Genomic DNA, 24568 nt, shown 5'->3' on the forward strand with positions numbered 1-24568 from the left:
CCCGGGCCGAGTCGGCGGACCTGGACGGCCTGCGGGCCCGGATCGCGGCCGCCCGCGGCCGGGCCGCGACGGCCGCCCGGCTGGCCGCCCGGGCGGTGGCCACCGCCGCCCGCACCGACTCGCCCCTCGTCCAGGGCACCGCCGCCCTCGACCTGGCCCGCACCGAACTGGCGCTGGGACGCCCGGCCGAGGCCGCCGCGGCGGCCGGCCGGGCCCGCCGCCACTTCGAGGCGAAGGGCCACCTGCCCGCCGTCCGCCGGGCCGAGGCGGTGGCCGCCCGCTGCCAGGACGGCCCGCCCGGGCACGGCCCCGCCGTACGCGTCACCGGACCCGAAAAGGAAGCACCACGATGACCACCGCGCAGCAACCGGCCCCCGCGCTCACCTGGGGTCTGCGAGGGCGCGGCCCCGCGGACGTACCCGTGGAGGCCGACGGCCCGCCCGACCCGCCCGAGGAGGGCCTGCTCGGCGGCACCGGCCGCGGCGTACGCGTCTGCGTCGTCGACTCGGGGATCGAGCTCGACCACCCGATGGTCGGCCCGGTCGACCGGTCCTGGCGGGTCTTCAAGGACGAGGACGGGGTGCACGTCGAGGAGACCGAGGACGGGGACGCCTGCGGCCACGGCACCGCCTGCGCCGGGATCATCCGGCGCACCGCCCCGGACTGCGAGATCTCCAGCATCCGGGTGCTCGGCGACCGCTTCTCCGGCAGCGGGGACGTCCTGCTCGAAGGGATCCGGTGGGCCGTGCGCCAGCGCTTCGACGTGGTGAACCTGAGCCTGTCCACCACCCACGACCGCTTCGTGGACGAACTGCGCCGGCTGGCCGACGAGGCGTACTTCCAGCAGACCGTGATCGTCGCCTCCGCGCACAACACGCGCGTGGAGAGCTTCCCCTGGCGCTTCTCCTCCGTGATCTCGGTCGGCAGCCACCAGGAGGACGACCCGGACCTGCACCTCTACAACCCCGAGCCACCGGTGGAGTTCTTCGCCCCCGGCCAGAAGGTCCAGGTGGCCTGGCTCGGCGGCACCTCGATCCGCAGCTCGGGCAACAGCTACGCCACCCCGTTCATCGCGGGCCTGTGCGCGCGGATCCTCTCGAGCGGCCCCCGGCTGACGCCGTTCCAGCTGAAGAACGCCCTGTACCTGTCCGCAGCCAACGTCCGTGTCCACGGACGCCGGTAACGACCGGCGCCGGAAGGGAAGCCCTCATGGTTCAGACGATCGCCCCCGTCGTGTCCGCCACACCCCCGGCGGATCCGGCCGTGGCCGAACTCCTGCAGTCGGTGGTGGACACCGCGCGCGCCATCTTCGGCGCGCAGGCCAGCTCCATCATGCTCCTCGACGCCCCGGCGGACGAGCTGGTCTTCGAGGCCGTCTCCGGTCAGGGACAGGAGTTCCTGGTCGGCCGGCGGTTCCCGGCGGGGCGGGGGATCGCCGGGTGGGTGGCCGCCTCGGGGGAGTCGATGGTGGTCGACGACCTGCGCGACGGCACCCCCTTCGACCGGGACATCGCCGAGTCCACCGGGTACGTCCCGGACGCGCTGATGGCCGCCCCGCTCATCCGCCGGGGCCGGGTCCTGGGCGTCCTGGAAGTGCTCGACCCCTCGCCGCAGGCCCGGTCCGGGTTGCCGGAGCTGGACCTGCTGGGGCTCTTCGCCCGGCAGGCCGCGGTCGCCCTGGACGTCCTGGTCACGCGCGCGCCGCGGCCCGAGGCGGAGGCCGCGGACGACCCCTCGCGGGGCGAGCTGCTGCGGCTGCTCGGCGAGGCCCGCCGGCTCCTCGGGGAGTGAGCACGACGACGGCGCCTGCCGGGCGGGTACCTGGTGCAGGCGCCGTCGGCGGGCGGACTCAGCCGCCCTTGCTCCACCCCGTCGTGCGGGAGTACGAGTCGACCAGGTCCACCACGAAGACCAGGGTGGAGCCCGGCGGGATCAGTGGCGAGGGCGACTGGTCGCCGTACCCCAGGCGCGGCGGCACGACGATCTCGCGCCGGCCGCCGACCCGCATCCCGCGCACCCCGCGGTCCCAGCCCTTGATGACCTTCCCGCTGCCCAGGGCGAACTTGTACGGCTCGCCCCGGTCCCAGGAGGCGTCGAACTCCCTGCCCGAGGCGAAGGTCACCCCGACGTAGTGGACCCGGACGACCATGCCCGACTTCACCTCGGGACCGTCGCCCACCACAAGGTCCCGCACGGTCAGCTCGGCCGGGGCCGCGCCCTCCGGTACGACGACCTCGGGCTTGGTCGGTTCACTCATCGCGGCCTCGTCATCTTCCGGGGAGTCCTTGCGACTGGAGAACATACCGGGTCGTCCCGGTCACCCCGCCGAGGGCTCGGCCGGCGCGACGATCGGGGCGCCGTCCTTGTCGGTCATGAAGTCGCGGTGGACCTCCTTCTCGTCCTTCGGCCCGGGCAGGTCCGGGCAGGCGATGCCGTCCCCGTCCCGGTCCAGGTCGTTGGGGTCGAGCGGGTCCGCCCGGAGCACCGCCTGCGCGTCGGCCTGGGCCTTGAAGGCGGGGCAGTCGGCCACGTTCCCCTTGTGCAGGTACGGGGCCACGTCGAAGGCGCGCGCCGGGGGCCCGCCGCCGGACCCGCAGGCGGTCAGCACGATCGAGGCGAGCAGGCCGACAGTCGCGAGGGAGGTGCGACGAGCCGGACGGAGGCGGTGGCCCGGGCGCCGGGGGAGGAGGAGTGGCTGTGTCTGCATCATGGTCACGCCGATCCCGACCGGAACACGGCGACCTGGTTGTTCTTCGGGTCGACCGCGTACACCTTCGAGGTGGTGTTGTTCACGGCGACCGCGCCGAACGCGCGGCCCGTGCCGAGCGGTTCCTGCGTCAGCAGCGTGCTGCCGTCGGCCACCCCGATGCCGCCCGGCGCCGTGCCGGAGTTCTGCTGTGCGACGAAGACCCTGTTGTAGTTCTTGAGCAGGGCGAACTTGTGCGCCGAATTCCCGGAATCGGTGGACGACACGGCGCAGGATGCGATCTGGCCGGTGGCGCTCGCGCCGACGATCACGTCGATGCGCCCGCCGTCACCGTTGCAGGTCGGCCCGCCGGTCAGGTAGACGTAGACCGAGGCCGCCGCCGGGTTGTAGACGACGGAGTTGGGGGTGTAGGGAACTCCCACCGGGTCGGTGATCTGTGTCGACGTGCCGTCGCCGGGGTTGATCACGATCGTCGTCGCGACCGCCTTGAGCGCGCCCGACGCGTCCGGGACGCACTTCTTTGCCAGGAGGTAGACGCGGTTGCGGGCGGTGTCGACGGCGATGCTGCCGCGGACGCTGCTGACGACGAAGAGGTTGTCGGACCCGGGGTTGCACGAGGTCGTGGTCGGGAACTGCGCCGTGATGTCGACGGCGTGGGTCTGCGACGAGATCCTGAAGAGGCCGATGGTGGCGGCCGGGGCCGTGCCCTTACCGATGCCCAGCTTCGCGAAGTACACGGAGTGGCGCCCGGGGTCGAAGAAGAACTCCATGCCGTTGCCCGCGCCGGGGAGGCTCACGGCGGGCAGCGTGACCGTCGTCGCCGAGGAACCGCCGGGCGCGATGTAGGCGACCTTGGAGCTGCCCGAGACACCGCTGCCGACGTAGACCTCGCCGTTCTCGGGGGAGACGGCCAGCCCGGTGACGGCGGTGTCGAAGTCGTCGATGCGGGTCACCTGGTTGCCGGCCCGGGTGTCGATGACCGCGACGCCGTTCACGCCCCCGACGTAGACCCGTCCCCTGCCGGGGTCGACCGCGATCCGGCTCGGGGTCGAGACGAGGCCGGCCAGGCCGATGGGATCGCCGATCGGCTCGTCCGTCTTGCCGTCGATCACGGTCACGGTGTTGCCGCTGCTCGCCACCACGTACACGCGGTCGGCCTTCTCGTCGACCGCGAGGTCGGCCGGGGCGGCACCCACCGGGATCCTGTCCGCCCCGCTCTCCGTCGGGGCGGTCTCGTGCAGCGCGTAGGACGACTTCGGCCCCCGGCCGCACTTGTCCTCCTCGCCGACCACCACCGTGTTGTAGCCCGGATCGCTGTCGAGCAGACCGTCGCCCCTCAGGTCCTCGAACGTCCCGTAGTGCCCGTGCCGCGCGCAGAAGGACTCCTCCGCGGTGCGCAGGGTGGCGGCGTCGGCGGCGATGGCGCTGGCGCGGCCCTTGTCGCCGATGCCCCGCACGGAGAACACCACGATGGCGGAGAGGACGCCGAGGATCACGATCACCACGAGCAACTCGATGAGCGTGAAGCCGTCCTGGCGTCTGGAGCGCACGGAGAACGGGCGCGGGTCGGGGGTCATGAGGGTCGGGGCTTCCTTCACTTGGTGGGTCACTTCCGGGCCGGCCGCACGCGCGGGCCCTTGCCGGGTCACGGAGCCGTCCGCAGCACGGTCTTGACGTCCTTCGGTGCCGGCAGGTCCGGGCACGCGATGCCGTCGTCGTCCTCGTCGAGGTCGTTCGGGTCGGTCGGCTGGAACCGCAGGACGGCCTGTGCGTCCGCCTGGCTCGCGAAGTCCGCGCAGTCGTAGGCGTCGTTGCCGAAGCGCAGGAAGGAGCGGGCGTCGAAGGAGCGCTTCGGCTGCGGGCAGCGGGCGCTGCGGGTGTCGGCCGGACCGCACCCGGCCTGCTGGGCCTTGCCGACCACCGGTTTGGTGTCGCGCGGTGCCGGCAGGCCCCGGCAGGCGACGCCGCCGCCGTCGTCGAGGCGGTTCGGATCCGCGGGGTCGGCCCGCAGCACCGCCTGGGCGTCCGCCTGCGTGGCGAAGTTGATGCATTCGTACGCATCGCCGTGGGTGGCGTAGTCCTTTGCCACGAACGTCTTGCCGTTCGGGCAGAGCGCGCTGCGCGGGGTGCCCGGCGTGCACCAGGCGGGGTCGGGCCGCTGGGCGGCGGTGGCCGTGTCCGATCCGCCGCGGACCAGCGCCACGACGGCCAGCGACACCGCGGCCAGCGCGAGAACCAGCGCACCCCATTTGGTCGCGCGCGAGCGCGACAACCTGCTCAAACCTGCCATAAGACGCCTCTGCCCATCGTGCCGCCAGCCCCTTCTTCACGTCATGCAGCGGGCCGACGGTGTTCGACTGTCGGCCCGCTCCAGGCTGGATGCGTGCATTACATCCACCGCCCGTCCGGTTGTCAATGATTGACTACTGGGTGCCCAAGTGCGCACCATCTAGGCGCTTGAGGCACCGCCATGCCGGAAACGGCACAGATGCCTGGGAGTCCGCGGACCCGTGCCCGCTCCCACCGGCAGGGTGCCCGGGCGGCAACGGCCGCCAATCGGATCAACAAGGAGTAGCAGATGCAACGAGGGCCCAGATTCACTCGGAGCGCTCGGAATTCCGGCAGCACCGCGATGCGCCGGGTACGGAAGGCGCTCGCGGTGGGCGCCCTGGCGACGGCGCTGGTCGCCACCGCGACGCCGGTGGCACTCGCCACGACCGGTTCGCAGGTCGGCATCGCGAACAACATGTACCCCGCGACGAAGGCCATGAAGAACACGATCGAGTCCCTCGAGTCCTTCACCACCTTCAGCGCGAACGCCGCCTCGCAGGTCGGCGGGTACTGGAACAAGGCCGCGATCGACACCTCGACCATGCGCGGCATCACCTCGGGCAGCCTGCGCCAGCAGCTCAAGAGCGCCGGCCCTTACACCACGTGCAACCCGTCCACGTCGAACAACTGCACCGACGGGCCGCTGCACATCGACGCCTTCCTGTCGGCCGACGAGGCCAACGTGGACGCGGTCATCCCCACCGCGGACGGCGGCACCTGTACGGCGAGCGGCACCGTCGAGTGCAACGGCTCCTTCCTGAGCAAGCACCCGGTGGCCATCGGCCACCTGGCGATCTACAGCTGCAGCGGCAGCTGGGCCGGCTCCGGGAAGGGCGACGACCCCTCCAACGGCGCGACCCCGCCGCTGGCCTTCGGCCCGGACGCCAACGGCAGCGGCAACGGCAAGGCGCAGTCGCCGCGCTGTGACGCCACGCCGGTCGCCGGCGGTGCGCCCACGACCGTGGGCCAGCTGGTGAACTGGGTCAACGGCGCGAGCGGGCGCCGGGTCGCGGTCGCCGACCCGGCCTCCGCGCCCTTCGGTGCCGCCTCCAAGCAGGCGCTGATCCAGGCCGGCTTCTCCTGGGTCACCAGCGGGGCCGGGCAGAACGTCTACACCGGTAGCGCCTGCGACGCCGCGGGCTCGGCCTGCAAGGTGCGCCTGGAGTCCGGCATCAGCCAGGTGCGCGGCGCCGTCACGGCCAACGCCGGCGGCAACACCCAGATCGGCCTGGTCGCCAAGTCGAACATCATGAACGTGAGCTGGAACTCCAGCTCGCTGAGCGGCACCACGAGCAGTGACCCCAACACCTGGACCGACGTCAACCCGAGCGCGTACTCCGGCTACGGCGACATCCAGCAGTTCGGCGTCGCCCTGACCGGCGGCAACGCCGGCGCGGCCGCCGCCTGGGACGACCTGTTCAACAACAAGTGGGACAGCAACGGCACCATCCAGTCCACCCTCGCCGCCTACGGCTACTAGGCGATCCGGAGCACTGGACCAGGGACCGCCGGCCGGGCAAGGACACCGCCCGGCCGGCGGCCCCGCCCCACCACCTCGTCTTCACCGGTCCCTGAGGAGGGGCCCCACCCATGAACAGATCCACTCGCCGGCGCCCCGAGAACCGCCGTCCCAGACGGGTTCCCACGCTCGTCCTCGCCATGGCGACCGTCGCCCTGGCCGCCAGCCCGGCCGCCGCGGCCGGCGCCGACACCACCGCCCTCGGCACCGCGGCGCACCTGGACAACACCGGCCGCGGCAGCTCCGCCGTCGCGATCGGCGACCTCGACGGCGACGGCACCCCCGACCTCGTGACGGCCATCCGGGCCGAGGGCCTGGGCGTCTTCCTCGGCTCGGGCGGCGGCGCCTTCGGCGCCGTGACCAAGTACCAGGCGCCGCGCACCGTCTCCAGCGTCTTCCTCAACTCGGTCGTGATCCGGGACGTCAACGGCGACGGCCACCCGGACGTGGTCAGCCAGGACGCGCGGGGCAACGTCGCCCTCGTCTGGCTCGGCGACGGCACCGGCGCGCTCGGCACCGGCGCGGCCGTGGAGCTCAACCCGACGCCCGGCTGCGACACCACGGGCGACAACCCGTGCGTGGCGCGCTTCCCGATGGACGTCACCGCGGGCGACTTCGACGAGGACGGCAAGCCCGACCTCGCGACGGCCGACGCGAACACGAACAACGTCTCCGCGGTGCTCGGCAACGGCGACGGCACCTTCGGCACCGCGACGCAGTTCGGCACCGGCACCGGTACCGTCCCGCAGGGCATCGCGGCCGCGGACCTCGACGGCGACGGCCACCTGGACCTCGTCACCGCCAACTCGGCGGCCGGCACGCTCTCCGTGCTGGCCGGTGACGGACACGGTGGCTTCGCCGCCGCGGCGGGCGTCGCCGCCGGTGTGACCCTGCCGTCCCGGCTCACGCTGGCCGACGTCGACGCCGACGGCGACTCCGACGCCGTCGTGGTGGCCCCCGGCTCCCCGGGGCGCGTCGCCGTCCTGCTCGGTGACGGCGCGGGCGGCTTCGGCACCGCGAACGTCCTGTCGGCGGGGGTCAACCTCAGCTCCGCGGCGGTGGCCGACACCAACGGCGACGGCCACGCCGACCTGGTCGTCTCCAGCGCCGACACCAGCCAGGTCGTGGTGCTCGAGGGCGACGGCACCGGTGCCTTCGGCAGCCCCCTCGCCTTCGGCCTGAACGGCGCGAGCAACCCGCAGGCCGCCGCGGTCGCCGACCTCGACGGCGACGGCCGTCCCGATGTCGTCACCGCCAACAGCAACGGCTCGGCGCTGTACGTCAAGGACGCCTCGGTGCTGCTCAACACCACCAACCGGCCGCCGACGGCGGTGGCCGACGCGTACGGCCACATCGGGGCGGACACCCCGCTCGTCGTCGCCGCCCCCGGCGTCCTCGGCAACGACACCGACCCCGACGCCAACGCCCTGACGGCGTCGCTGGTGACCGCGCCCACCCACGGCACCCTCACGTTCAACGCCGACGGCTCGTTCTCCTACCAGCCCACGGCCGGTTACGTCGGCAGCGACGGCTTCACCTACAAGGCGACCGACGGCACCGACGAGACGAACACCGCGACCGTGACGCTCACCGTCTCGGCCGGCTGCCACGGGCTCGCCGCCACCATCTCCGGAAACGGCGTCGTCTACGGCACCAGTGGCGCCGACGTGATCGTGACCGGCGGCGGGAGCGACAGCGTCGTCGGCAACGGCGGCAACGACACCATCTGCACCTTCGGCGGCAACGACGCCGTCACGGGCGGCAGCGGCGACGACTACGTCGACACCGGTGACGGCAACGACGCCGTCACCGGCGGCGACGGGACCGACGTCATCCTGGGCGGCGCCGGCAACGACGCGCTCTCCGGCGGCAGCGGCAACGACACCGTGGTCGGCGGCGCCGACAGCGACTCCCTCGCCGGCGGCAACGGCACGGACCTGTGCGCCGGTGACGGCAACGGCGGCCCGACGCTGCCCGGCTCGGACTCGGTCACCTCCGGCGGCTCCTGCGAGACGGTCGTCGAGGTGCCGTAACCGGCGCTGGAGCCGGTGCTGAACCGGTACTGAAACGGGGGCCCGGTGGTCGCGATACCGCGACCGCCGGGCCCTTCGGCGTACCCGCTCCCGCACGGGGAGCGGGCCGGGGGCACGGACCTCAGCTCGCCTTGACGGCCGGCTGCGGCGCATCGGCGTCGAGGGCGTCCAGCAGCCGGTGCGCGGCGCGGACGTGCTCCAGGCGCCAGTCGTAGATCGCCCGGGTCAGCTGGTCGCTGGGGCCCTCCTTGGCCCGCAGCGACTCCTCGATCTGGTCGATCACGACCCGCTGCGCCTGGACCAGCCGGGCCGGGCTGGCTTCACGGCGCTGGAGCAGCACGAGCTTGATCGCGAGGTCGGCGCGGATGTCGCGGAGGTGCGGGACCGGTTCGACGAGCCACCGGGTGACGGCCGTCTTCGCCGCGCGGGTGGCCGCGTAGATCATGCGCTGCGGACCGCGGTCGCTCTCCTCGCTGCCGACCGGCGTGATCAGCCCGCGCTCGACCAGCCGCGTGATCGACCGGTAGACCATGGGGCGCGAGATGTACCAGAATTCACCGATTTCGGCTCCCTCGGCGGTGAGGGCGGCGATGGCGAAGCCGTGGCTGGGCCGCTCGGCCACCAGGGCCAGCACGATCCACTCGGTGAGGGGCAGGTCAGGTCGCTCCATGGTGTCAGGGTAGGCGATCGATCCGCCGAACGGCTGTGTGATGGACCAGTCGGTGACGCCGGTCCGGCCGGGGGCACTGTAGAGAGGACCAATGGCGCTCGTCCCGGTCTGCCGGTACAGGGCAGGGGGCGCCGGGCACCGGCGCGCGGCCGGGGTCCGCAGCGGCTGACTACCGTCGGTCGTGGACCGTGGAGAGGGGCGCACCCGTGGCGTACGGGTCGCTCAGGCTCTCGTACCAGCGGACGACGGGGCCGCCGACGAGGAGGGCGGCGATGGCGCCGGCGGCGAGGAACACGCCGAAGGGGAGCCGCGTCCGGCGGGTGGCCCGCCCGGCCGCCATCAGCCCGACGCCCACCAGCAGTCCGACGAGGCTGCCGGCCAGCAGCGCGAGGACGAGGTACCACGGCCCGAGCCAGCCCAGTCCGGTGCCGAGCAGTCCGGCCAGCCGCACGTCGCCGAAGCCGAGCCAGGCCGGCCGTATCCAGTGCAGGGTGAAGAAGACGGCGAAGCCGCCCACCGCGCAGGCGGCGGTCACCCCCAGGCGGTGCCACTGGCCGGTGGCGGCGGCGGCCCCGAGCAGGCAGGCGGCGGTGAGGGCGAGGGTCGGGTAGACCAGCCGCAGCGGGAGCAGGAAGCGCTCGGCGTCGCAGGCGGCCAGGGCCAGCAGCCCGGCGGTGAAGACGAGGGCGGCCGGCAGCGTCTCCGACCGGCCGAAGCGCAGTGCCTCGGCGAAGAAGAGGAGCCCGGTGAGCGCTTCGAGGAGCGGGTAGCGCGCCGGGATCGGGACCCGGCAGGTGCGGCAGCGGCGGCCCAGCAGGAGCCAGGACACGACGGGGATGTTGTCCCGGGCCGCGATCGGCGTCCCGCAGCCGGGGCAGGCGGAGCGCGGCCGCACCACCGAGCGGCCGGCCGGCACCCGGGAGACGGCGACGTTGAGGAAGGACCCCACTGCGAGTCCGAGCAGACCGGTGATCGCGGCGAGCGCCGTGGGCATGGACACGAGGGGGGCCTTCCGTGCGTCCGCCAGGTGGCGCCGGAGCGGCCACCTGGCGGATTCGACCTTCTGGCGGACGCCTACCGGCGGCGTCCGGCGGGGACCTGGATCAGCTGGTGCAGGGGCTCGACGGCAGCGGCGTGATGGCGTACGAGGTCCCGTCGGGCTTGGCGTCGTACCACTGGGACGCGGCCGACAGGAGACCCCCCTTCCACAGCTGCTCCATGGTGGCGTACCCGGTGTGGCCGTCGGTGGCGCGCCAGGCCTCCTCGGCGGTGGCGATCGTGGACTTGTCCGTCTTGCACGCCTCGTCCTGGCCCTTGTCGTTGATGCCGCGGACGGAGAAGACGACGATGGCGCTCAGGACGCCGAGGATCACGATGACCACGAGGAGCTCGATCAGCGTGAAGCCCCCTTCCGTCGTCTCGTTCGGTGTGCGCATTCGCTGACGCAACGTGGCTTGCGGGTGAGTGAACATCTTTCTCCATCTGCGGCGCCCGGGAAGGAGCAGAGCCGGGCGATAGTAACTTCTTGATTAATCAGCCGTAGACTACGTAGGGAGCGGGGGGCCCACAAGGGGTGTCCACCCCTGGGGCGGTGCGACCGTCGGCGCTGTGGCGTGTTGTAGTATCCCGCTGACTAATCAGTAGTTGACATTATTGTGGATGTGCCCGCGACCGGTGGACCGGTCGCCCGGCGGCATGCGTGAAATGGGGTGGGTTCCTTGGCGAACCGTCGGCTTCTGCGGCGCCTCGGGGCGACGACCGGCCCGGCCGGCGAGGGCGGCACCCGGCCCGAGGGGGAGGGGAACCCGGCCCCGGTCGGCGTACCGGCCCCGGCCGCGGGCTCCGCCGCCGCGCAGCCGTCCCCCGCCGGGGAGCAGCGGCCGCGGATCGGCGAACTGCTGGTGGCGCGCGGGCTGATCACCCCGGCCCAGGTGGACGAGGCGCTGCTCCAGCAGTCGGCCTCGGGCAAGCGCCTGGGCGCCCTGCTGGTCGAACTGGGCATGGTCGACGAACCGTCCCTGATCGAGGCGCTGTCGGTCCGGCTCGACGTCCCGGTCGCCGACCTGCGCCAGAGCGAACCGGACCCCGAGGCGGCCGCCCGGGTGCCGGAGGCGCTGGCCCGCGAGTTGGGCGTGGTCGCCGTGGAGCGGACCGGGGGCGTGCTGCTGGTCGCGGCGGGCGACCCGGGCGACCCGGGCCTGCTGGACCGGCTCGGCCGGGCCGTCGCACCGGACCGGGTGCGGCTCGCGATCGCGTCCCCCTCGGACATCCGGCGCTCGATCGACAGCGCCTACCGCGCGCTGGCCGGCGTCGGCAGCCTGGTCGAGGCCTTCGAGGCGACCGAGAACCTCCGCAGCGCCGCCGCCGGGGCCAGGGTGGTGAGCGAGGACGCGCCGGTCGTGCACCTGGTCAACCTCATGCTCACCCAGGGCCTGCGCGACCGGGCCTCGGACATCCACGTCGAACCGCACGGCGACCGGGTCCGGGTCCGCTTCCGCATCGACGGCGCCCTGCACGACGTCCTGAGCCTGCCGGAGAACATGGGCCCGTCCCTGGTCAGCCGGATCAAGATCATGGCCAATATGAACATCGTCGACCGGCGACGCCCGCAGGACGGGCAGATCACCACCGAGATCGACGGCCGCCCGGTCGACATCCGGGTCGCCACCACCCCCACCATCTGGGGCGAGAAGGCGGTGCTGCGGCTGCTGGACAGCAACCGGGTGCTGATCCGGCTGGGCGAGCTCGGCATGCCCCCCGCGACCTACGAACGCTTCGCGTCGCTGCTGCGCTCCCCGTACGGCATGGTCGCCTGCGGCGGCCCGACCGGCAGCGGCAAGACGACCACCCTGTACGCCACCCTCGGCGAGCTCAACCAGAGCGAGCGCAACATCACCACCATCGAGGACCCGGTGGAGTACGTCTTCCCCTCGGTCAACCAGATCCAGATCAACGACCAGGCGGGCATCACCTTCGCGACCGGGCTGCGCTCCATCCTCCGCCAGGACCCGGACGTGATCCTGGTCGGCGAGATCCGCGACGCCGAGACCGCGCGGATCGCCGTCGAGTCCGCCCTCACCGGCCACTTCGTGCTGTCCTCCATCCACGCCGCCGACGCCTGCTCCGCACTGCACCGGTTCACCGACATGGGCATCGAGCCGTTCCTGATCTCCTCCACCGTCGCCGGGGTGGTCAGCCAGCGGCTGGTGCGGCGGATCTGCGACCAGTGCCGCGAGCCCTACCGGCCGGGCGTGGCAGAACTGGACTTCTTCGCCAAGGCCGGCGGATCGCCGGACACCGCCTTCTGGCAGGGCCGGGGCTGCAACTTCTGCTCCCGGACCGGCTACCAGGAGCGGATCGGCGTCTTCGAACTGCTCGTGATGAGCGACGAGGTCAAGCGGCTGCTGGTCGAGAAGGCACCCGTCGACAGCCTGCGCCGGGCCGCCCGCGAGCAGCACATGGACAGCCTCCTGGACGGCGGCGTCCGGCTGGTGGAGGAGGGGACCACCACCATCGCCGAGATCATGTCCAGCGTGTACGTGTTCTAGCCCGCGGCCACCACCCGAACCTCTCACACCGGAAACCAGGAAGGCATCGGCATGGCCACCTTCAACTACGTGGCGGTCGGCCCGGACGGGACGCGCGCCACCGGCGCGCTCACCGGCACCAGCGTCGAGGGCGTGACCGACAGCCTCACCCGGCAGGGCTACGCCGTCGAGTCGGTCAAGGCCGCGGGCCGCAACCTGCTGCAGCTCGAACTCACCGCGGAGAAGGTCGACCTGGTCGAACTGAGCAACTTCTCCCGCCAGATGGCCGCCTTCATCAAGGCCGGGGTGCCCATCCTGGACGCCCTGGAGATCATCCGCGGCGAGACCAAGGACAAGAAGCTCGGCAAGGTGCTCGTGGCCGTCATGGACTCGCTGCGCTTCGGCGAGAGCTTCGCCGGTGCGATGGCCGTCCACACGGCGGCGCTCCCGCCCTTCTACATGTCCGTGCTGCGTTCGGCCGAGGCGACGGGTGAACTCGACGTGGTCATGGCGCAGTTGGCCCGCTACATCGAGCGCGACGTGGAGGGCCGGCGCAGCATCCGCTCGGCCCTGACCTACCCGCTGCTGGTGATGGGGCTGGCGCTGGCCGTGGTCCTGGTCCTGGTCATCTTCGTACTGCCCCGGTTCAAGGTGTTCTTCGCGTCCTTCCACGCCGAACTGCCGCTGCCGACCCGGATCCTGCTCGGCTTCACCGACTTCGTCACCGCCTGGTACCCCGTCATCGGCGGTGCGCTCGTCGCGTTGGCCGCGGCGCTGATCGGTGCGCTGCGGACCGAGCGGGGCCGGGTCCTGCGGGACCGCCTCCTGCTGGCGACGCCGGTGGTCGGGGACGTGGTCCGGTACATGGTCATCGAACGCTTCTGCCGCATCCTCACCTCGATGATCAAGGCCGGCGTGCCCATCCCGGAAGCCCTCAGCCTGGCCGGGGCGGGCGCCAACAACCGGGTGTACGAGCGGTCCATCGACGCGGCCCGCACCGAGATGCTGGAGGGCGGCGGCATCTCCCGGCCGATCGCCCGTACCAAGCTGTTCCCCGGCGCGGTCACCCAGATGATGCGGGTGGGCGAGGAGACCGGCACCCTCGACGAACAGCTCGAGAACGTCTCGGAGTTCTACGAGAAGGAACTGCAGCACAAGGTCAAGCGGCTGACCAGCCTCTTCGAGCCGGCCGTGGTGATCATGGTCGGGGTGGTCGTGGGCTTCGTGGCCGTCGCCCTCATCTCCGCGATCTACGGCGTCTACGACCAGGCCGGCGTCCAGTGACCGGCCCGGCGCACCGTCCGCGGCGCGGCCGCGGCGAGGAGGGCGAGACCCTGGTCGAGGTGCTGGTCGCCGTGGTGCTCATCGGCATCGCCTTCGTGACCATCCTCGGCGGCATTGGCACCGCGATCGTCAGCGCGGTCAGGCAGCAGCAGGTGACCGGCGCCGACTCGCTGGTCCGCAGCGCCGCCGAGACGGTCGTCGGCGCCCCGTACGTGTCCTGCGCCCGGGGCTACGAGACCCCGGCGCCACCGGCCGGGTTCACCCTCACCGTCGAGGTCGAGTACTGGGACGGGACGGGTGCCTTCGGCCCGGCCTGCCCGGCGGCCGACAGTGGCGTGCAGAAGGTCAGGCTCACCGTGCACGCCACCGGCCCGCGCCCGGTCGGGGACGCCACGCTCGAAGTGGTCAAGCGGGAGCCGATGCCGTCATGAGGACCCAACAGCCCGCAGAGCAGCGGGAGTCGGGGTTCACCCTGCCCGAACTGCTGGTCACGATCGTCATCCTGGGCATCATCGCGACCCTGCTGCCGCAGGCGATCGTCCTCGGACTGCGGGTCACCGCGGGCACCGAGAAGCGGGTGGCGGCCACCAGCGCGCTCGGCGCCCTGGGCCGCTACTTCTACGGCGACGTGCACGGCGCGGACGAGGTCACGACCGCCCCCGCCTGCGGGGTCACCGCCGTGATCGTCCACCTCGGCCGGCCCGGCACCGACATCGTCTACACCTACGACCCGCCGACGGCCGCCCTGGAGCGGGTCACGTGCACGGACCGGGGCGTGGTGACCACGCTGCTGGGCCGGCTCGACCCCGCCGCGTCGACCCGTCCCGTGACGCTGACCTGCGGTGCCGAGACCTCGTGCACCTCGCCCATGGAGGTGACCCTGACCGTGCAGAGCGACCCCGGCACGCCCCCGACGGCCCTGACCGCCGTCCGACGGGCGGGCGCCTCATGACCGGCCGCCGCAGCCCGCGCCGCGCGCGCCGGGACGAACAGGGCGCGACGCTGATCCTCGCGCTGGTCTTCGTCGTCGTCTTCGGCCTGCTCACCGTCTCGGTACTGGCCTTCGTCGGCACCGGGCTCAAGGCCACGGTCGCCTACGCCGACCAGAGCAGGCGCGCGTACAGCGCCGACGGGGCCACCCAGCTCGCGATCAAGAACTTCTCGCAGGGCAACCCGTGCACGGACTACACCGCCCCGCCGGTCAACGGCCGGCAGATGACCGTCCACTGCGACCCGCTCAACGCCTCCGCCGGGGCCACCCGCGCGACCCAGCCGCAGCACGCACTGCTCAGCCTGGGCCGGACCGCCGACGACGGCCTCGCGGTGCGCACCCCCGGACTGCGCGTGCAGGGCGGGGTGTTCTCCCACTCGAAGATCACCACCGGCCCCGGCGCCTCGATGACCGTCTCCGGCGACGTGTCCGCCGTGGGCGACTGCTCGCGCGCCGTGTCGCAGACCGAACTGCCCGCGACCCAGGCGCCGTACGCGCACGGCTGCGCCGACGACACCCCGCCGGCCCCGGCCGACGAGGCCGTGGGCGGCGACCCGGACTTCACCCCGCCCGCCACGGCCGTCCCGGTCCGGCGGACGGTGCCCGCCTGCCCCGCCGCCGGCTCCTGGCTGGTGAAGCTGGCGCCCGGCTCCTACGACGACGCCCGCGCCCTGACCCGGCTCACCGGTGGCGACTGCCCGCACGTCGTCGTATGGCTGCAACCCGGCCTCTACTACTTCGACTTCACGTTCACCGGCGGCCCCGCGGCCTGGACGGTCGACGACCCCACGGTCAGTGTGGTCGGCGGCACACCGGCGGGCTGGCACCCCGGCGCCGCCACCCGTCCCACCGTCCCCGCCCCGGGCGGCTGCGACCGGACCCGGCCCGAGGGAGTCCAGGTCATGATGGGCGGCGAGAGCCGCCTCCAGGTCGACCGCGGCCACGCCGAACTGTGCGCCCCGGTGACCCCGGACGCCCAGCAGGTGGCGGTGTACGGAGTGCAGCCGCCGAAGCCGGTCCACACGCTGAAGCCGACGGCGGTGGTCACCGACAGCGGCTTCGCCGCCCCGGGCCAGGCCCTCACCACCGGCGAACGGCCCACCCCGCCCGGCTGCCCGCAGCCCACCGGCACCGCCGGCTGCACCTCCGACGCCGTCCTCGACCCGGTGAGCCGCCGCTCGGCGACGGTGCAGTTCGCCGGCTTCACCCCCAAGGTGCCGCCGGGCTCCGTCATCACGAGCGCGACGCTGCGCATCCGGCACCAGGACGAGGGCGACCTGACCGACCCCGGGGCCGTGACCGCCACCACCGCGGTCGGCGAGGACACCTGCCGCACCGACCGGCTGCCCCGGCACCCGGAGCTCACCGAGGATCCCCCGATCGACCTGCTCGGCGCCTGCGGGCTCACCGACCCGGCCCGGCTCGCCGGGCTGCGGGTGACCTACACCGCCACCCTGGACGCCCACGGCGGCGCGGCCACGGAACGCCTGGACGGCATCCGGCTGGAGGTCGCCTACCGCACGCCCACCACCTTCAAGCCGACCGCCGTGACCGCGTCGAGCGGGTTCACCGCCGCCGGCAACGCCCTGGAGATCGGCGAACAGCCGGAGCCCTCGGTGGCCGCCGCCGACCTGACGGAGGCGGCCCCGGCCGCGTCGCTCACCCTGGGCGGCTTCGTCCAGCTGCCCTTCCCGCCGGGGTCGAGGATCGAGTCCGCCGTGCTGCGGGTGGCGCACCGGGAGACCGGCGACGCGGCGGCCCCCCGGATCACCGTCACCCCCGCGGGCGGCGGCGGGTGTGCCGACCGGCCGCTCACCGCGCGGCCCGGCCCGGGCGAGGACCGCATCGACCTGGCCGCCTGCGGCATCACCGACCCGGCCCGGCTGACCGGCCTGACCGTCACCTACACCGCCGCACTGGAGGCGGACGGCTCCGCGGGCACGGACGCCCTGGACGGCGTCTGGCTCGAGGTGGTCCACGACCCGCCGCCGGCCCGGCCGGCGCTGAGCGCGCAGTCGACGACGTTCGACTCCCCGAGCGACGCCCAGGCGATCGACGGCACGCACACGGCCCGCGCCGTGCTCGACCCGGTCACCACGCCCACCGCCGCCCTCACCCTCGGCGGGTACGACACCCCGGCGGTGCCGCCCGGCGCGGTCCTGGACGGGGCCCTGCTGCACATCGCGCACCAGGACGAGCCGGGGCCGGCCGGCGGGCCGCCGCCGACCGTCGCGGTGACCCTGGCCGGACCCGGCCTGCCCCGCTCCTGCAGCACCCCGCAGCAGCTGGGCGTCCATCAGGACGCCCTGGCCACCGACACCGTGGACCTGATGGCCGGCTGCGGGCTGACCGATCCCGCCCAGCTGACCGGCCTGACCGTGACCTACACGGCCGCCCTCGGCGCCGGCAGCACCGCCGCCACCGACCGACTCGACGGCATCACCCTGGAACTGGCCTACCGGCCCGTGCTCTCGGTACGACCCACCACGGCGGACGGCACCGGCACCCCCGACGCCGCCGCGTTCACCGATCCGCAGCAGGCCGAGGCGATCGACGGCACCGCCGCCACCGCCGCACTCGCCGCGGACACCGCGTCGGCCTCCCTCCGCCTCGGCGCGTTCACCATGCTGCCGCTGCCGGCGGGCGCGGTCCTCGACAAGGCCGTCCTGCGCGTCGCGCACCAGGAGGACGACACCACCCCGGCACCGCCCGCCCCGGGGCCACCGCCTGCGCCCTCGGCCACCCCGCCCACGACCGGGCTGACCGTCTCCGGCACCGGTACCGCCTGCGACGCGCCGCACCCCCTGACCACCCGCGAGGGGGCGCTCGGTCTCGACCAGGTCGACCTCGGCGCCTGCGGGGTCAGGACCGCCGACCAGCTCGCCGAACTGGCCGTCGGGTACACGGCGCGGCTGGGCAAGGACAGCACCGGCGCCGCCCTCCGACTCGACGGCGTCGAGCTGGACATCGCCTTCCGGGCCCCGTCCCTGCGGCCGCTGTCCGGCTGCCTCACCGCCGACCGCCCGTGCCCGCTGCTGAAGTCGACCGACGGGGCCGACACCGCCACCGGGCACAGCCGCCTGCTGGTCAACGGCACCGTCTACGCACCGACCGGCGCGGTCGACCTGTCGATGAGCCGGGTGGACTCCCAGGTGGTCACCCGCGGCATCATCGCCCGGACCATCGCCCTCGGCATCACCCCGGCCCCCGGGTACCGCCGTCCGGTGATCGGGATCCCGCCGGAGCCGGTGCAGTTCACCACCTACCCGGCGGTCACGGCACGACCGGACTCGGCCACCGCGGTCACCGGCTTCACGCCCCCGGCCGCCGGGGCTCCCGTCGACGTCACTGCGGCGACCGTCCCCGGCGGGGGCCGGGCCGCCGTCACGCTCGGCGGCTACGCCCCGCCGGCCCCGGCCGCGACCGCGGCGCTCGACCACGCCGTCCTCCAGGTGGCGCACCAAGAGGACGGCGACGTGGGGTCGTTGCGGCTGGCGGTGGAGTTCACCGGCAGCACCTGCACGGCCGCCGACCCGCTCACCGTCCCGGTCCGCACCGGTTCGAGCGACCCGGTGACCGACCAGGTCGACCTGGCGCCCTGCGGCCTGACCCGGGCCTCCCAACTGGACGGGCTGACGGTGACGTACACCGTGACCGCCGGCAGCGGCGGCGGGACCGCCCACCTCGGCGGCACCCGGATCGCCCTGCTGTCCGGGCCCCTGGTCCAGGCCGCCGTCTCCTTCGACGGCCATGCCGCGACCGTCAGGCAGTGGACGGTCCTGCCATGAACACGCACGACGCGTACGCCACGTACGACAGGCATGACCCGCACGACAGGCACGACAGGCACGACACGCGAGACACGTACGACACGCACGAGACCTTGGAGACCACCATGTCCGGGCCGGGTTCCGCGACCATCGACCACCTGCTCGGTGAGCTGTGGGAGCGGGGCGGCAGCGATCTGCTGCTCACCACCGGATCGGCGCCCTTCCTGCGCGTCGACGGCGCCCTGGTGCCCGTCGAGGGTCCCCCGCTGACCGAGCCGGAGGCCGACCGCCTGGTGACCGGGGTACTGGGCCCCGAACTCACCGCACGCTTCCGGCGGGAGAAGCAGGTCGACTTCGCGTTCAGCTGGGGGGAGAAGGCCAGGCTGCGCGGGAACGCCTTCGTGCAGCGCGGCGCGTCCGCGCTGGCGCTGCGGATCATCCCGTTCACCGTGCCCTCGGCCGAGCAGCTGGGACTGCCCCCGGTCGTCACCGGGTGGGCCGGCCTGCCGCGCGGGTTCGTCCTGGTCACCGGGCCGACCGGGTCGGGGAAGTCGACCAGCCTGGCGGCGCTCCTCGACCACGTCAACACCCACCGCTCGGTGCACATCCTCACCATCGAGGACCCGATCGAGTACCTGCACCGGCACAAGCGCTCGGCGGTCAACCAGCGCGAGGTGGGCACCGACACCGACTCCTTCCCCGCCGCGCTGCGTTCGGCCCTGCGCGAGGACCCCGACGTCCTGCTCCTCGGCGAGATGCGCGACCCGGAGAGCATCTCTGCGGCCCTCACCATCGCCGAGACCGGGCACCTGGTCTTCGCCACCCTGCACACCAACGACACGTCGCAGACCCTGGACCGCATCGTCGACGTCTTCCCGGCCGAACAACAGCCGCAGGTCCGGCTGCAGTTGGCGCACACCCTGGTGGGCATCCTCAACCAGACGCTGATCCCGCGGACCGGCGGCGGCCGGGTGGCGGCCTTCGAGGTGCTGGTGGGCACCCCGGCGATCCGCAACCTCATCCGCGAGGGCAAGAGCCGCCAGATCCGCAACATGATCGCCACCGGCCACCGGGACGGCATGCAGACCCTGGAATCCAGCCTCAACGCCCTGATGGCGGCCGGCACCATCACCCACGCCCAGGCCGTCCACCACACCACCCACCCGGAAGACCTCCACCAGCCCCCCACCCGCACCTGACACCGCAGCCCACGCCCACCGGCCCCGGCGAGAGGATCTTCGCCGGGGCCGGTGGGCGCAGTGGACGGGCTCAGCCGCGCAGGACCTTGGGGAAGGCCTTGGTGGTGTCGACGTAGTACTTGCGGACCAGCGGGCCGAAGCCGCCGTCCGCGGTGCCGAGGATCATCGCCTTGACGAGCTCCACGCTCTTCTCGGCGGTGAAGTCCGCCGGCTTCGTCTCGACGCTCTTGACCTTGACCAGGCCCTCCCACGCCTCCCGGGACTCCTTCGTGGCGCTGACGTCCGGGTCGAGGCCCAGGTAGTAGACGCGTCCGTCGGACTCCTTCCCGACGGCCAGGAAGACGATCACGTGGAATCCGGTGCCGCGGTCGTTGAGGAACTTGCTCTTGTCCCCGCCCACGTGTCCGGTCGAGCCGCTGACGAACACGGCCCGGTCGGCCGCCAGGGCCTTGTCGATGGCGGCCCACTTGGCCGGGACACCGAGGGCCACCGAGAGGTCGGCGGGCTCGTACAGACCGCCCTCCCCGCTCAGCAGACCGCCCACCCTCGTGGCGCGCGGCTTGCAGTCGGGGTCCACCATCTTGGCGAACGTGACGTCCTGCGGCATCTGGAGCCAGCACGTCAGCCGTGCCAGCGCGGTCCCGGTGGTCGCGTCCACCGCCGTCGCGATCCGCTCCCTGATGTCCTTGACCGCCGGCGTGGTCTTGTCGTCGGCTTGAACGTAGGCCTGATCGATCACGGAACAACCCCCCACATCCGAACTCCCCTTGCCGCCACTATGCCCCACCCAGCGTGCCCACGATAGAGCGGAGAGTGAACTCGCTGCGGGGGCCAACTCGCTGTGGGATCAACCCTGTTGGGTGTGGTCGAGCGCGGTGGGACGGCGGCCGGCCGTCAGCCGCGGGTGCGGTAGCCGGGGTGGACCCCGGGGGTCAGTTCCTGTTCGGCCGCGACGCGTTCGAGCAGGTCGAGTAGGTGCGTGCGCTGCTCCGGGTCGAGCGCGGCGAGCAGGGCGTCCTCGTGGGCCGCGGCCGCGCGGGAGACCGCGCCGAGGGTGCGCCTGCCCTCCGCCGTCAGGTGGAGCTCGTGGTTGCGGCGGTCCTCGGCGCTGCGCCGTCGCTCGACGAGGTCCTTGCCCTCCAGACCGTCGATCAGCGCGACGACGCGGCTCGGGACCACGCCCAGGTCCTCTGCGAGGGCCCGCTGGCTGCGCCCCGGCTGCCCGGCGATCATGCGCAGCAGCCCGACGTCCGCCGGGGTCAGTCCGAGCGTGCCGACGCGTTCCGCGAAGCGTCCGGCGGCGTGCGCGCCGAGCTGGGCGAGCAGGAAGGCGGCCCCGCGCGGCCGGGTGGCCGGGGCGGAGTCCGTCGTATGCGGTTGCCGGGAGCTGGTCACCGGCCTATCGTAAGCCACGCGAAATGATTCTCCTTGGTGAACGATTAACTTCAGAGAACGGATTCTGCCGTGACCGCCACCCCAGAGACCGCCGCCGCCGCCCGAGAGCCGCACAGCCGACGGGACCCGCAGGCCGGGCCGCCGCCCGGCGTCCTCGCGGTGGTCTTCGCCGCCCTCTTCCTCACCGGGCTGGTGCTCAGCACCCTCCTCGCCGGCGGGGACGCCTTCCCCTCGCCCTTCGGCGCCACCGACACGGTGACCTCGTACTTCCGCGACAACACCGACGCGGTACGCCTGTCCGGAGCCCTGCAGTTCGCGGCGGCGGTGCCGCTGGCGATCTACGCCGCGACCGTCTCGGCGCGGCTGCACAAGCTCGGCGTACGCGCCCCCGGCGCCACGATCGCGCTCGCCGGAGGCGTCCTCGCCTCGGCCTTCCTCGCCTGCTCCGGGCTGGTCACCTGGGTGCTGTCCCGGCCCGAGGTCGCCGGACACGGCGATGTCGTCCGGGCCCTCCAGTACCTGGCCTTCGGGCTCGGCGGACCCGGTCACGTCGTTCTGTTGGGACTGCTGGTCGCCGGGATCGCCGTACCGGGGCTGCTCGCCGGCCTGCTCCCGCGCGCCCTGGCCTGGGCGGGACTGGCCGTCGCGGCGGTCGCCGAACTGTCCACGCTGGTCCTGCTGGCCGACGGGGCCGCCCCGCTGCTGCCGGTCGCCCGGTTCGCCGGCCTGCTGTGGCTGATCGCGGCCGGGTTCCTGCTGCCGCGCCGCCGCGTCCGTACGGAGGGCTGACCGCCATGACGAGCGCCACCGCTGCCGCCGCCCCCGACCCGGCCGCCCGCATGCTCCGCTTCCACCAGCCCGAGAAGGTCCTGCGGCACCTCGGCCCCGCCCCCGACGAGGCCGCGCTCGGAGCTCTGTTCGGGCTCGACCCGGCCGGCTACCGGACGCGCCTGGACGACTTCGAGGCGAGGAACCGGGCGGCCGCCGCCGCGCTCGCGGCCGAACCGGGAGCGGCGGCACGCCTGGCCGGCCTGCCGTTCCGGCCGGGCGAGCACGTGGTGGCCGTGGGGGAGAGCACCACGGCCGACCGGCTGTCCTGGTTCGAGATCCTGCGCCACCTGCTCCCGGACGGGGTGCGCTGCACGAACCTGGCCGTGACGGGCAGTACGACGACCCAGGCGCTGGCGAACCTCCCGGCGCTCGCGTTCCAGCGGCCCGACTGGGTGCTGTGCATGCTGGGGGCGAACGACGTCCAGCGGCTGGACGGGGTCCCGCTGGTCTCTGCCGCCGAGACCCGCCGCGCCCTGCGGGCCCTGCGCGACCTGGCGGTCCGGCGGACCGGGGCCCGTTGGGTCTGGCTCACCCCGACCGGGGTCGATCCCGGTCGGGTCGCTGAGTACGTCCACTTCCGGCGGGCCGGTCTCGGCTGGGCCGGGGCGGATCTCGACGCCGTCGCGGACCTCCTGCTCACCGAGCCCGAGGTCACGGTCGACACCCGGGCCGCCGCGCACGGCCACTGGGAGGAGGACGGCGTCCACCTCACCCCCACCGGTCAACGGCACGTCGCGGCGGCCGTGCTGGACGCGCTCGCGGCGGAACCGGGGCCGCCGTGACCGCGCGGGCGGGCTACCTCGGGCTGATCGCGACCGTGTACGTGGTCCCGCTCCTGCCCCGGGTGTGCACGGTGACGGTCCGGCCGTGGGCGTCCCACCCGGCGTGGCGGCCCTGGACCGTGACGCGGTAACCGTCCGGGTAGGCCTCCTCGGGCACCGTGATCTGGGTGGGGCCCCCGGCGGTGTCGCGGGTGCGGAAGGTGAGGGTGTAGGTGCGGGTGGCGGGGTCGTACGCGAAGCCGAGCGGGTCACCCGCGACGGCCCGCGCGTAGGGCTGGACCAGCAGCCGGGCGTTGGGCTTCACCGCGCCCGTCCGGTCGAGGAAGCAGTAGCCCCCGCCCTTGCACCACTGCCACCACGTCCAGCCGCTGGAGAAGCGGTCCAGGGCGGCCGTCATGTCGGTGACGAACCGGCTGCCGTGCGCGACGTCCGGGTTGCCGCCCCACTCGCCGACGATCACCGGCATGCGGTGGCGGGCCGGGTAGTCGCCGATCGCGGCCTCGTAGGCGGGGATGAAGGGGCCGTCGGGGTCGTAGTCGCCGCCGGTCTCCATCGCGGTCTCGTAGAAGTGCGGCGCGTACCCGGCATGCGGGTCGTCGATGGCCCCCAACCGGGTGGGTATGCCGAGGCCGACGATGACGGTGGGTTCGACGAACACCCACGACCTGCGGTCGACCAGGCGGACGGCGCGCGCGAGGCGGTTCCACATCTCGGTGAGCTCGCCGGCCTCGAAGCGGGCCGCGGCGGCGGGGAGGTCCTCGCCCTCGAGGAACCTCGCGAACGGCTCGTTCATCAGGTCGTAGCCGAGCAGCGCGGGGTGCCCGCCCAGGGCGGCGGCGACCGTCGTCCACATCCGGGCGTGCGCGGTGCGCAGGTCGGCGTCCTTGTAGAGGTGGTCGAAGGCGGCCTGTACGGACGGCTCGAAGTACTCGGAGAACCAGTCCTCGGGGATCGGCCAGAACGGCAGGCCCTCGTCGCGCGTGGCCCAGGCGGGCACGCCCCGGGCGCCGAAGTGCGGTCCGTACACGTCCTGGTGGGCGTCGAGGACGACCTTGACGTGGTAGCGGTCGGCCCAGTCGAGGATGCGGCGCATCTTGGCGAGGTAGCCGCGGTCGTAGTGACCGGGGCTCGGTTCGAGGTCGTCCCAGAAGAACGCCAGGCGTGCGAGGTTGAACCCCTTGGCGGCCATGGACCGGAGGTCGCTCTCGTGGATGTCGGCGAAGGCCTCGGCGCCCCGGCTGCTCTTGTCGGCGAGGTTGAAGCCGCGCCACTGCAGTGCGCGGCCCTGGCCGTCGGTGATGAAGGTGCGGTCGCCGACGGTGACACGGTCGGGAGCCCGGTGGGGGCGGGCCTGGGCCTGCGCGGGCAGGACGCCGAGGAGAAGGGCTGCCACGGCGAGGGCGACGGGGGCGAGGCGGGAGGTCCGGCGCATGCAGGAGACCCTTTCGGGGTGACGGTTCTGACGAGGTGTCACTTCCGACCGGATGTTACTGACCGGTGAGTCAAGTCCGCATGCATTTGGTGGAGTT

Annotated in this window: 23 protein-coding genes; 13 read left to right on the top strand and 10 right to left on the bottom strand. The window is 73.3% G+C overall.

Features of this window, described 5'->3' with window-relative positions; all coding sequences use genetic code 11:
• The 3 genes from AB0O40_RS01140 to AB0O40_RS01150 all read left to right on the top strand — a co-directional run.
• Positions 1-353, top strand: a 353-nt coding sequence (locus AB0O40_RS01140) for a hypothetical protein (RefSeq protein WP_365034325.1), incomplete at its 5' end; no start/stop codon positions are given.
• Complete coding sequence (locus tag AB0O40_RS01145) at positions 350-1183, top strand: S8 family serine peptidase (RefSeq protein ID WP_365034327.1); 834 nt, start codon at positions 350-352, stop codon at positions 1181-1183. The genes AB0O40_RS01140 and AB0O40_RS01145, both read left to right, overlap by 4 nt.
• A 26-nt stretch (positions 1184-1209) precedes the next feature.
• Positions 1210-1791: a GAF domain-containing protein gene (locus tag AB0O40_RS01150; RefSeq protein WP_365034329.1), complete on the top strand. Its 582-nt coding sequence runs from the start codon at positions 1210-1212 to the stop codon at positions 1789-1791.
• 58 nt (positions 1792-1849) lie between these two features.
• Here the strand turns inward: AB0O40_RS01150 and AB0O40_RS01155 are convergent, their stop codons facing one another.
• The 4 genes from AB0O40_RS01155 to AB0O40_RS01170 form a co-directional block, all read right to left on the bottom strand.
• Positions 1850-2257 carry an FKBP-type peptidyl-prolyl cis-trans isomerase gene (locus tag AB0O40_RS01155; RefSeq protein ID WP_365034331.1) on the bottom strand — a complete coding sequence of 136 codons (408 nt, stop codon included), beginning with the start codon at positions 2255-2257 and terminating at the stop codon, positions 1850-1852.
• 60 nt (positions 2258-2317) lie between these two features.
• On the bottom strand, positions 2318-2710 hold the full coding sequence (locus AB0O40_RS01160; RefSeq protein WP_365034333.1) for an excalibur calcium-binding domain-containing protein: 393 nt from the start codon (positions 2708-2710) through the stop codon (positions 2318-2320).
• Between the two features lie 2 nt (positions 2711-2712).
• The gene (locus AB0O40_RS01165) at positions 2713-4284 is read right to left on the bottom strand and encodes a prepilin-type N-terminal cleavage/methylation domain-containing protein (RefSeq protein ID WP_365034335.1); all 1572 of its coding nucleotides are present in this window, start codon (positions 4282-4284) and stop codon (positions 2713-2715) included.
• Between the two features lie 68 nt (positions 4285-4352).
• Entirely contained in the window at positions 4353-4988 is a 636-nt protein-coding gene (locus AB0O40_RS01170; protein ID WP_365034337.1) for a hypothetical protein, read from the bottom strand.
• A gap of 351 nt (positions 4989-5339) precedes the next feature.
• Here AB0O40_RS01170 and AB0O40_RS01175 point away from each other — a divergent pair, with 351 nt between their 5' ends.
• On the top strand, positions 5340-6518 hold the full coding sequence (locus tag AB0O40_RS01175; RefSeq protein WP_365034339.1) for a hypothetical protein: 1179 nt from the start codon (positions 5340-5342) through the stop codon (positions 6516-6518).
• 110 nt (positions 6519-6628) lie between these two features.
• Entirely contained in the window at positions 6629-8590 is a 1962-nt protein-coding gene (locus tag AB0O40_RS01180) for an FG-GAP-like repeat-containing protein (RefSeq protein ID WP_365034341.1), read from the top strand.
• Positions 8591-8711: 121 nt separating this feature from the next.
• Here the strand turns inward: AB0O40_RS01180 and AB0O40_RS01185 are convergent, their stop codons facing one another.
• From AB0O40_RS01185 to AB0O40_RS01195, 3 genes are all read right to left on the bottom strand, one after another.
• The gene (locus AB0O40_RS01185) at positions 8712-9260 is read right to left on the bottom strand and encodes a PadR family transcriptional regulator (protein ID WP_365034343.1); all 549 of its coding nucleotides are present in this window, start codon (positions 9258-9260) and stop codon (positions 8712-8714) included.
• Between the two features lie 169 nt (positions 9261-9429).
• Positions 9430-10254 (bottom strand): prepilin peptidase, encoded by an 825-nt coding sequence (locus AB0O40_RS01190; RefSeq protein ID WP_365034596.1) that lies wholly within the window; start codon positions 10252-10254, stop codon positions 9430-9432.
• Positions 10255-10363: 109 nt separating this feature from the next.
• Positions 10364-10696 carry a prepilin-type N-terminal cleavage/methylation domain-containing protein gene (locus tag AB0O40_RS01195; protein WP_365034344.1) on the bottom strand — a complete coding sequence of 111 codons (333 nt, stop codon included), beginning with the start codon at positions 10694-10696 and terminating at the stop codon, positions 10364-10366.
• 282 nt (positions 10697-10978) lie between these two features.
• Here AB0O40_RS01195 and AB0O40_RS01200 point away from each other — a divergent pair, with 282 nt between their 5' ends.
• The 6 genes from AB0O40_RS01200 to AB0O40_RS01225 are packed head-to-tail and all read left to right on the top strand — an operon-like array spanning position 10979 to position 20031.
• On the top strand, positions 10979-12808 hold the full coding sequence (locus AB0O40_RS01200; RefSeq protein WP_365034346.1) for a GspE/PulE family protein: 1830 nt from the start codon (positions 10979-10981) through the stop codon (positions 12806-12808).
• Between the two features lie 51 nt (positions 12809-12859).
• The gene (locus AB0O40_RS01205) at positions 12860-14071 is read left to right on the top strand and encodes a type II secretion system F family protein (protein WP_365034348.1); all 1212 of its coding nucleotides are present in this window, start codon (positions 12860-12862) and stop codon (positions 14069-14071) included.
• The gene (locus AB0O40_RS01210; protein ID WP_365034350.1) at positions 14068-14502 is read left to right on the top strand and encodes a type II secretion system protein; all 435 of its coding nucleotides are present in this window, start codon (positions 14068-14070) and stop codon (positions 14500-14502) included. The genes AB0O40_RS01205 and AB0O40_RS01210 overlap by 4 nt, the downstream gene beginning before the upstream one ends.
• Entirely contained in the window at positions 14499-15023 is a 525-nt protein-coding gene (locus AB0O40_RS01215; RefSeq protein ID WP_365034352.1) for a type II secretion system protein, read from the top strand. Before AB0O40_RS01210 ends, AB0O40_RS01215 begins: the two co-directional genes overlap by 4 nt.
• Positions 15020-18850, top strand: a complete 3831-nt coding sequence (locus tag AB0O40_RS01220; RefSeq protein WP_365034354.1) for a hypothetical protein — start codon at positions 15020-15022, stop codon at positions 18848-18850. The genes AB0O40_RS01215 and AB0O40_RS01220 overlap by 4 nt, the downstream gene beginning before the upstream one ends.
• The gene (locus tag AB0O40_RS01225; protein ID WP_365034355.1) at positions 18847-20031 is read left to right on the top strand and encodes a type IV pilus twitching motility protein PilT; all 1185 of its coding nucleotides are present in this window, start codon (positions 18847-18849) and stop codon (positions 20029-20031) included. Before AB0O40_RS01220 ends, AB0O40_RS01225 begins: the two co-directional genes overlap by 4 nt.
• Positions 20032-20101: 70 nt before the next feature.
• Here AB0O40_RS01225 and AB0O40_RS01230 read toward each other — a convergent pair whose 3' ends face one another.
• Complete coding sequence (locus tag AB0O40_RS01230) at positions 20102-20770, bottom strand: hypothetical protein (protein WP_365034357.1); 669 nt, start codon at positions 20768-20770, stop codon at positions 20102-20104.
• Positions 20771-20925: 155 nt separating this feature from the next.
• Positions 20926-21444, bottom strand: a complete 519-nt coding sequence (locus AB0O40_RS01235; protein WP_365034359.1) for a MarR family transcriptional regulator — start codon at positions 21442-21444, stop codon at positions 20926-20928.
• 51 nt (positions 21445-21495) lie between these two features.
• Here AB0O40_RS01235 and AB0O40_RS01240 point away from each other — a divergent pair, with 51 nt between their 5' ends.
• Both AB0O40_RS01240 and AB0O40_RS01245 read left to right on the top strand, forming a co-directional pair.
• The gene (locus AB0O40_RS01240; protein WP_365034361.1) at positions 21496-22215 is read left to right on the top strand and encodes a hypothetical protein; all 720 of its coding nucleotides are present in this window, start codon (positions 21496-21498) and stop codon (positions 22213-22215) included.
• A gap of 5 nt (positions 22216-22220) precedes the next feature.
• Positions 22221-23039 (top strand): SGNH/GDSL hydrolase family protein, encoded by an 819-nt coding sequence (locus AB0O40_RS01245; RefSeq protein WP_365034362.1) that lies wholly within the window; start codon positions 22221-22223, stop codon positions 23037-23039.
• 13 nt (positions 23040-23052) lie between these two features.
• On the opposite strand, the gene AB0O40_RS01250 is transcribed toward AB0O40_RS01245, so the two are convergent.
• Positions 23053-24471 (bottom strand): cellulase family glycosylhydrolase, encoded by a 1419-nt coding sequence (locus AB0O40_RS01250; protein ID WP_365034364.1) that lies wholly within the window; start codon positions 24469-24471, stop codon positions 23053-23055.
• Between the last annotated feature and the right edge of the window lie 97 nt (positions 24472-24568).

The organism is Streptomyces sp. NPDC089919 (genome assembly GCF_040684615.1).
Lineage (GTDB): Bacteria > Actinomycetota > Actinomycetes > Streptomycetales > Streptomycetaceae > Streptomyces.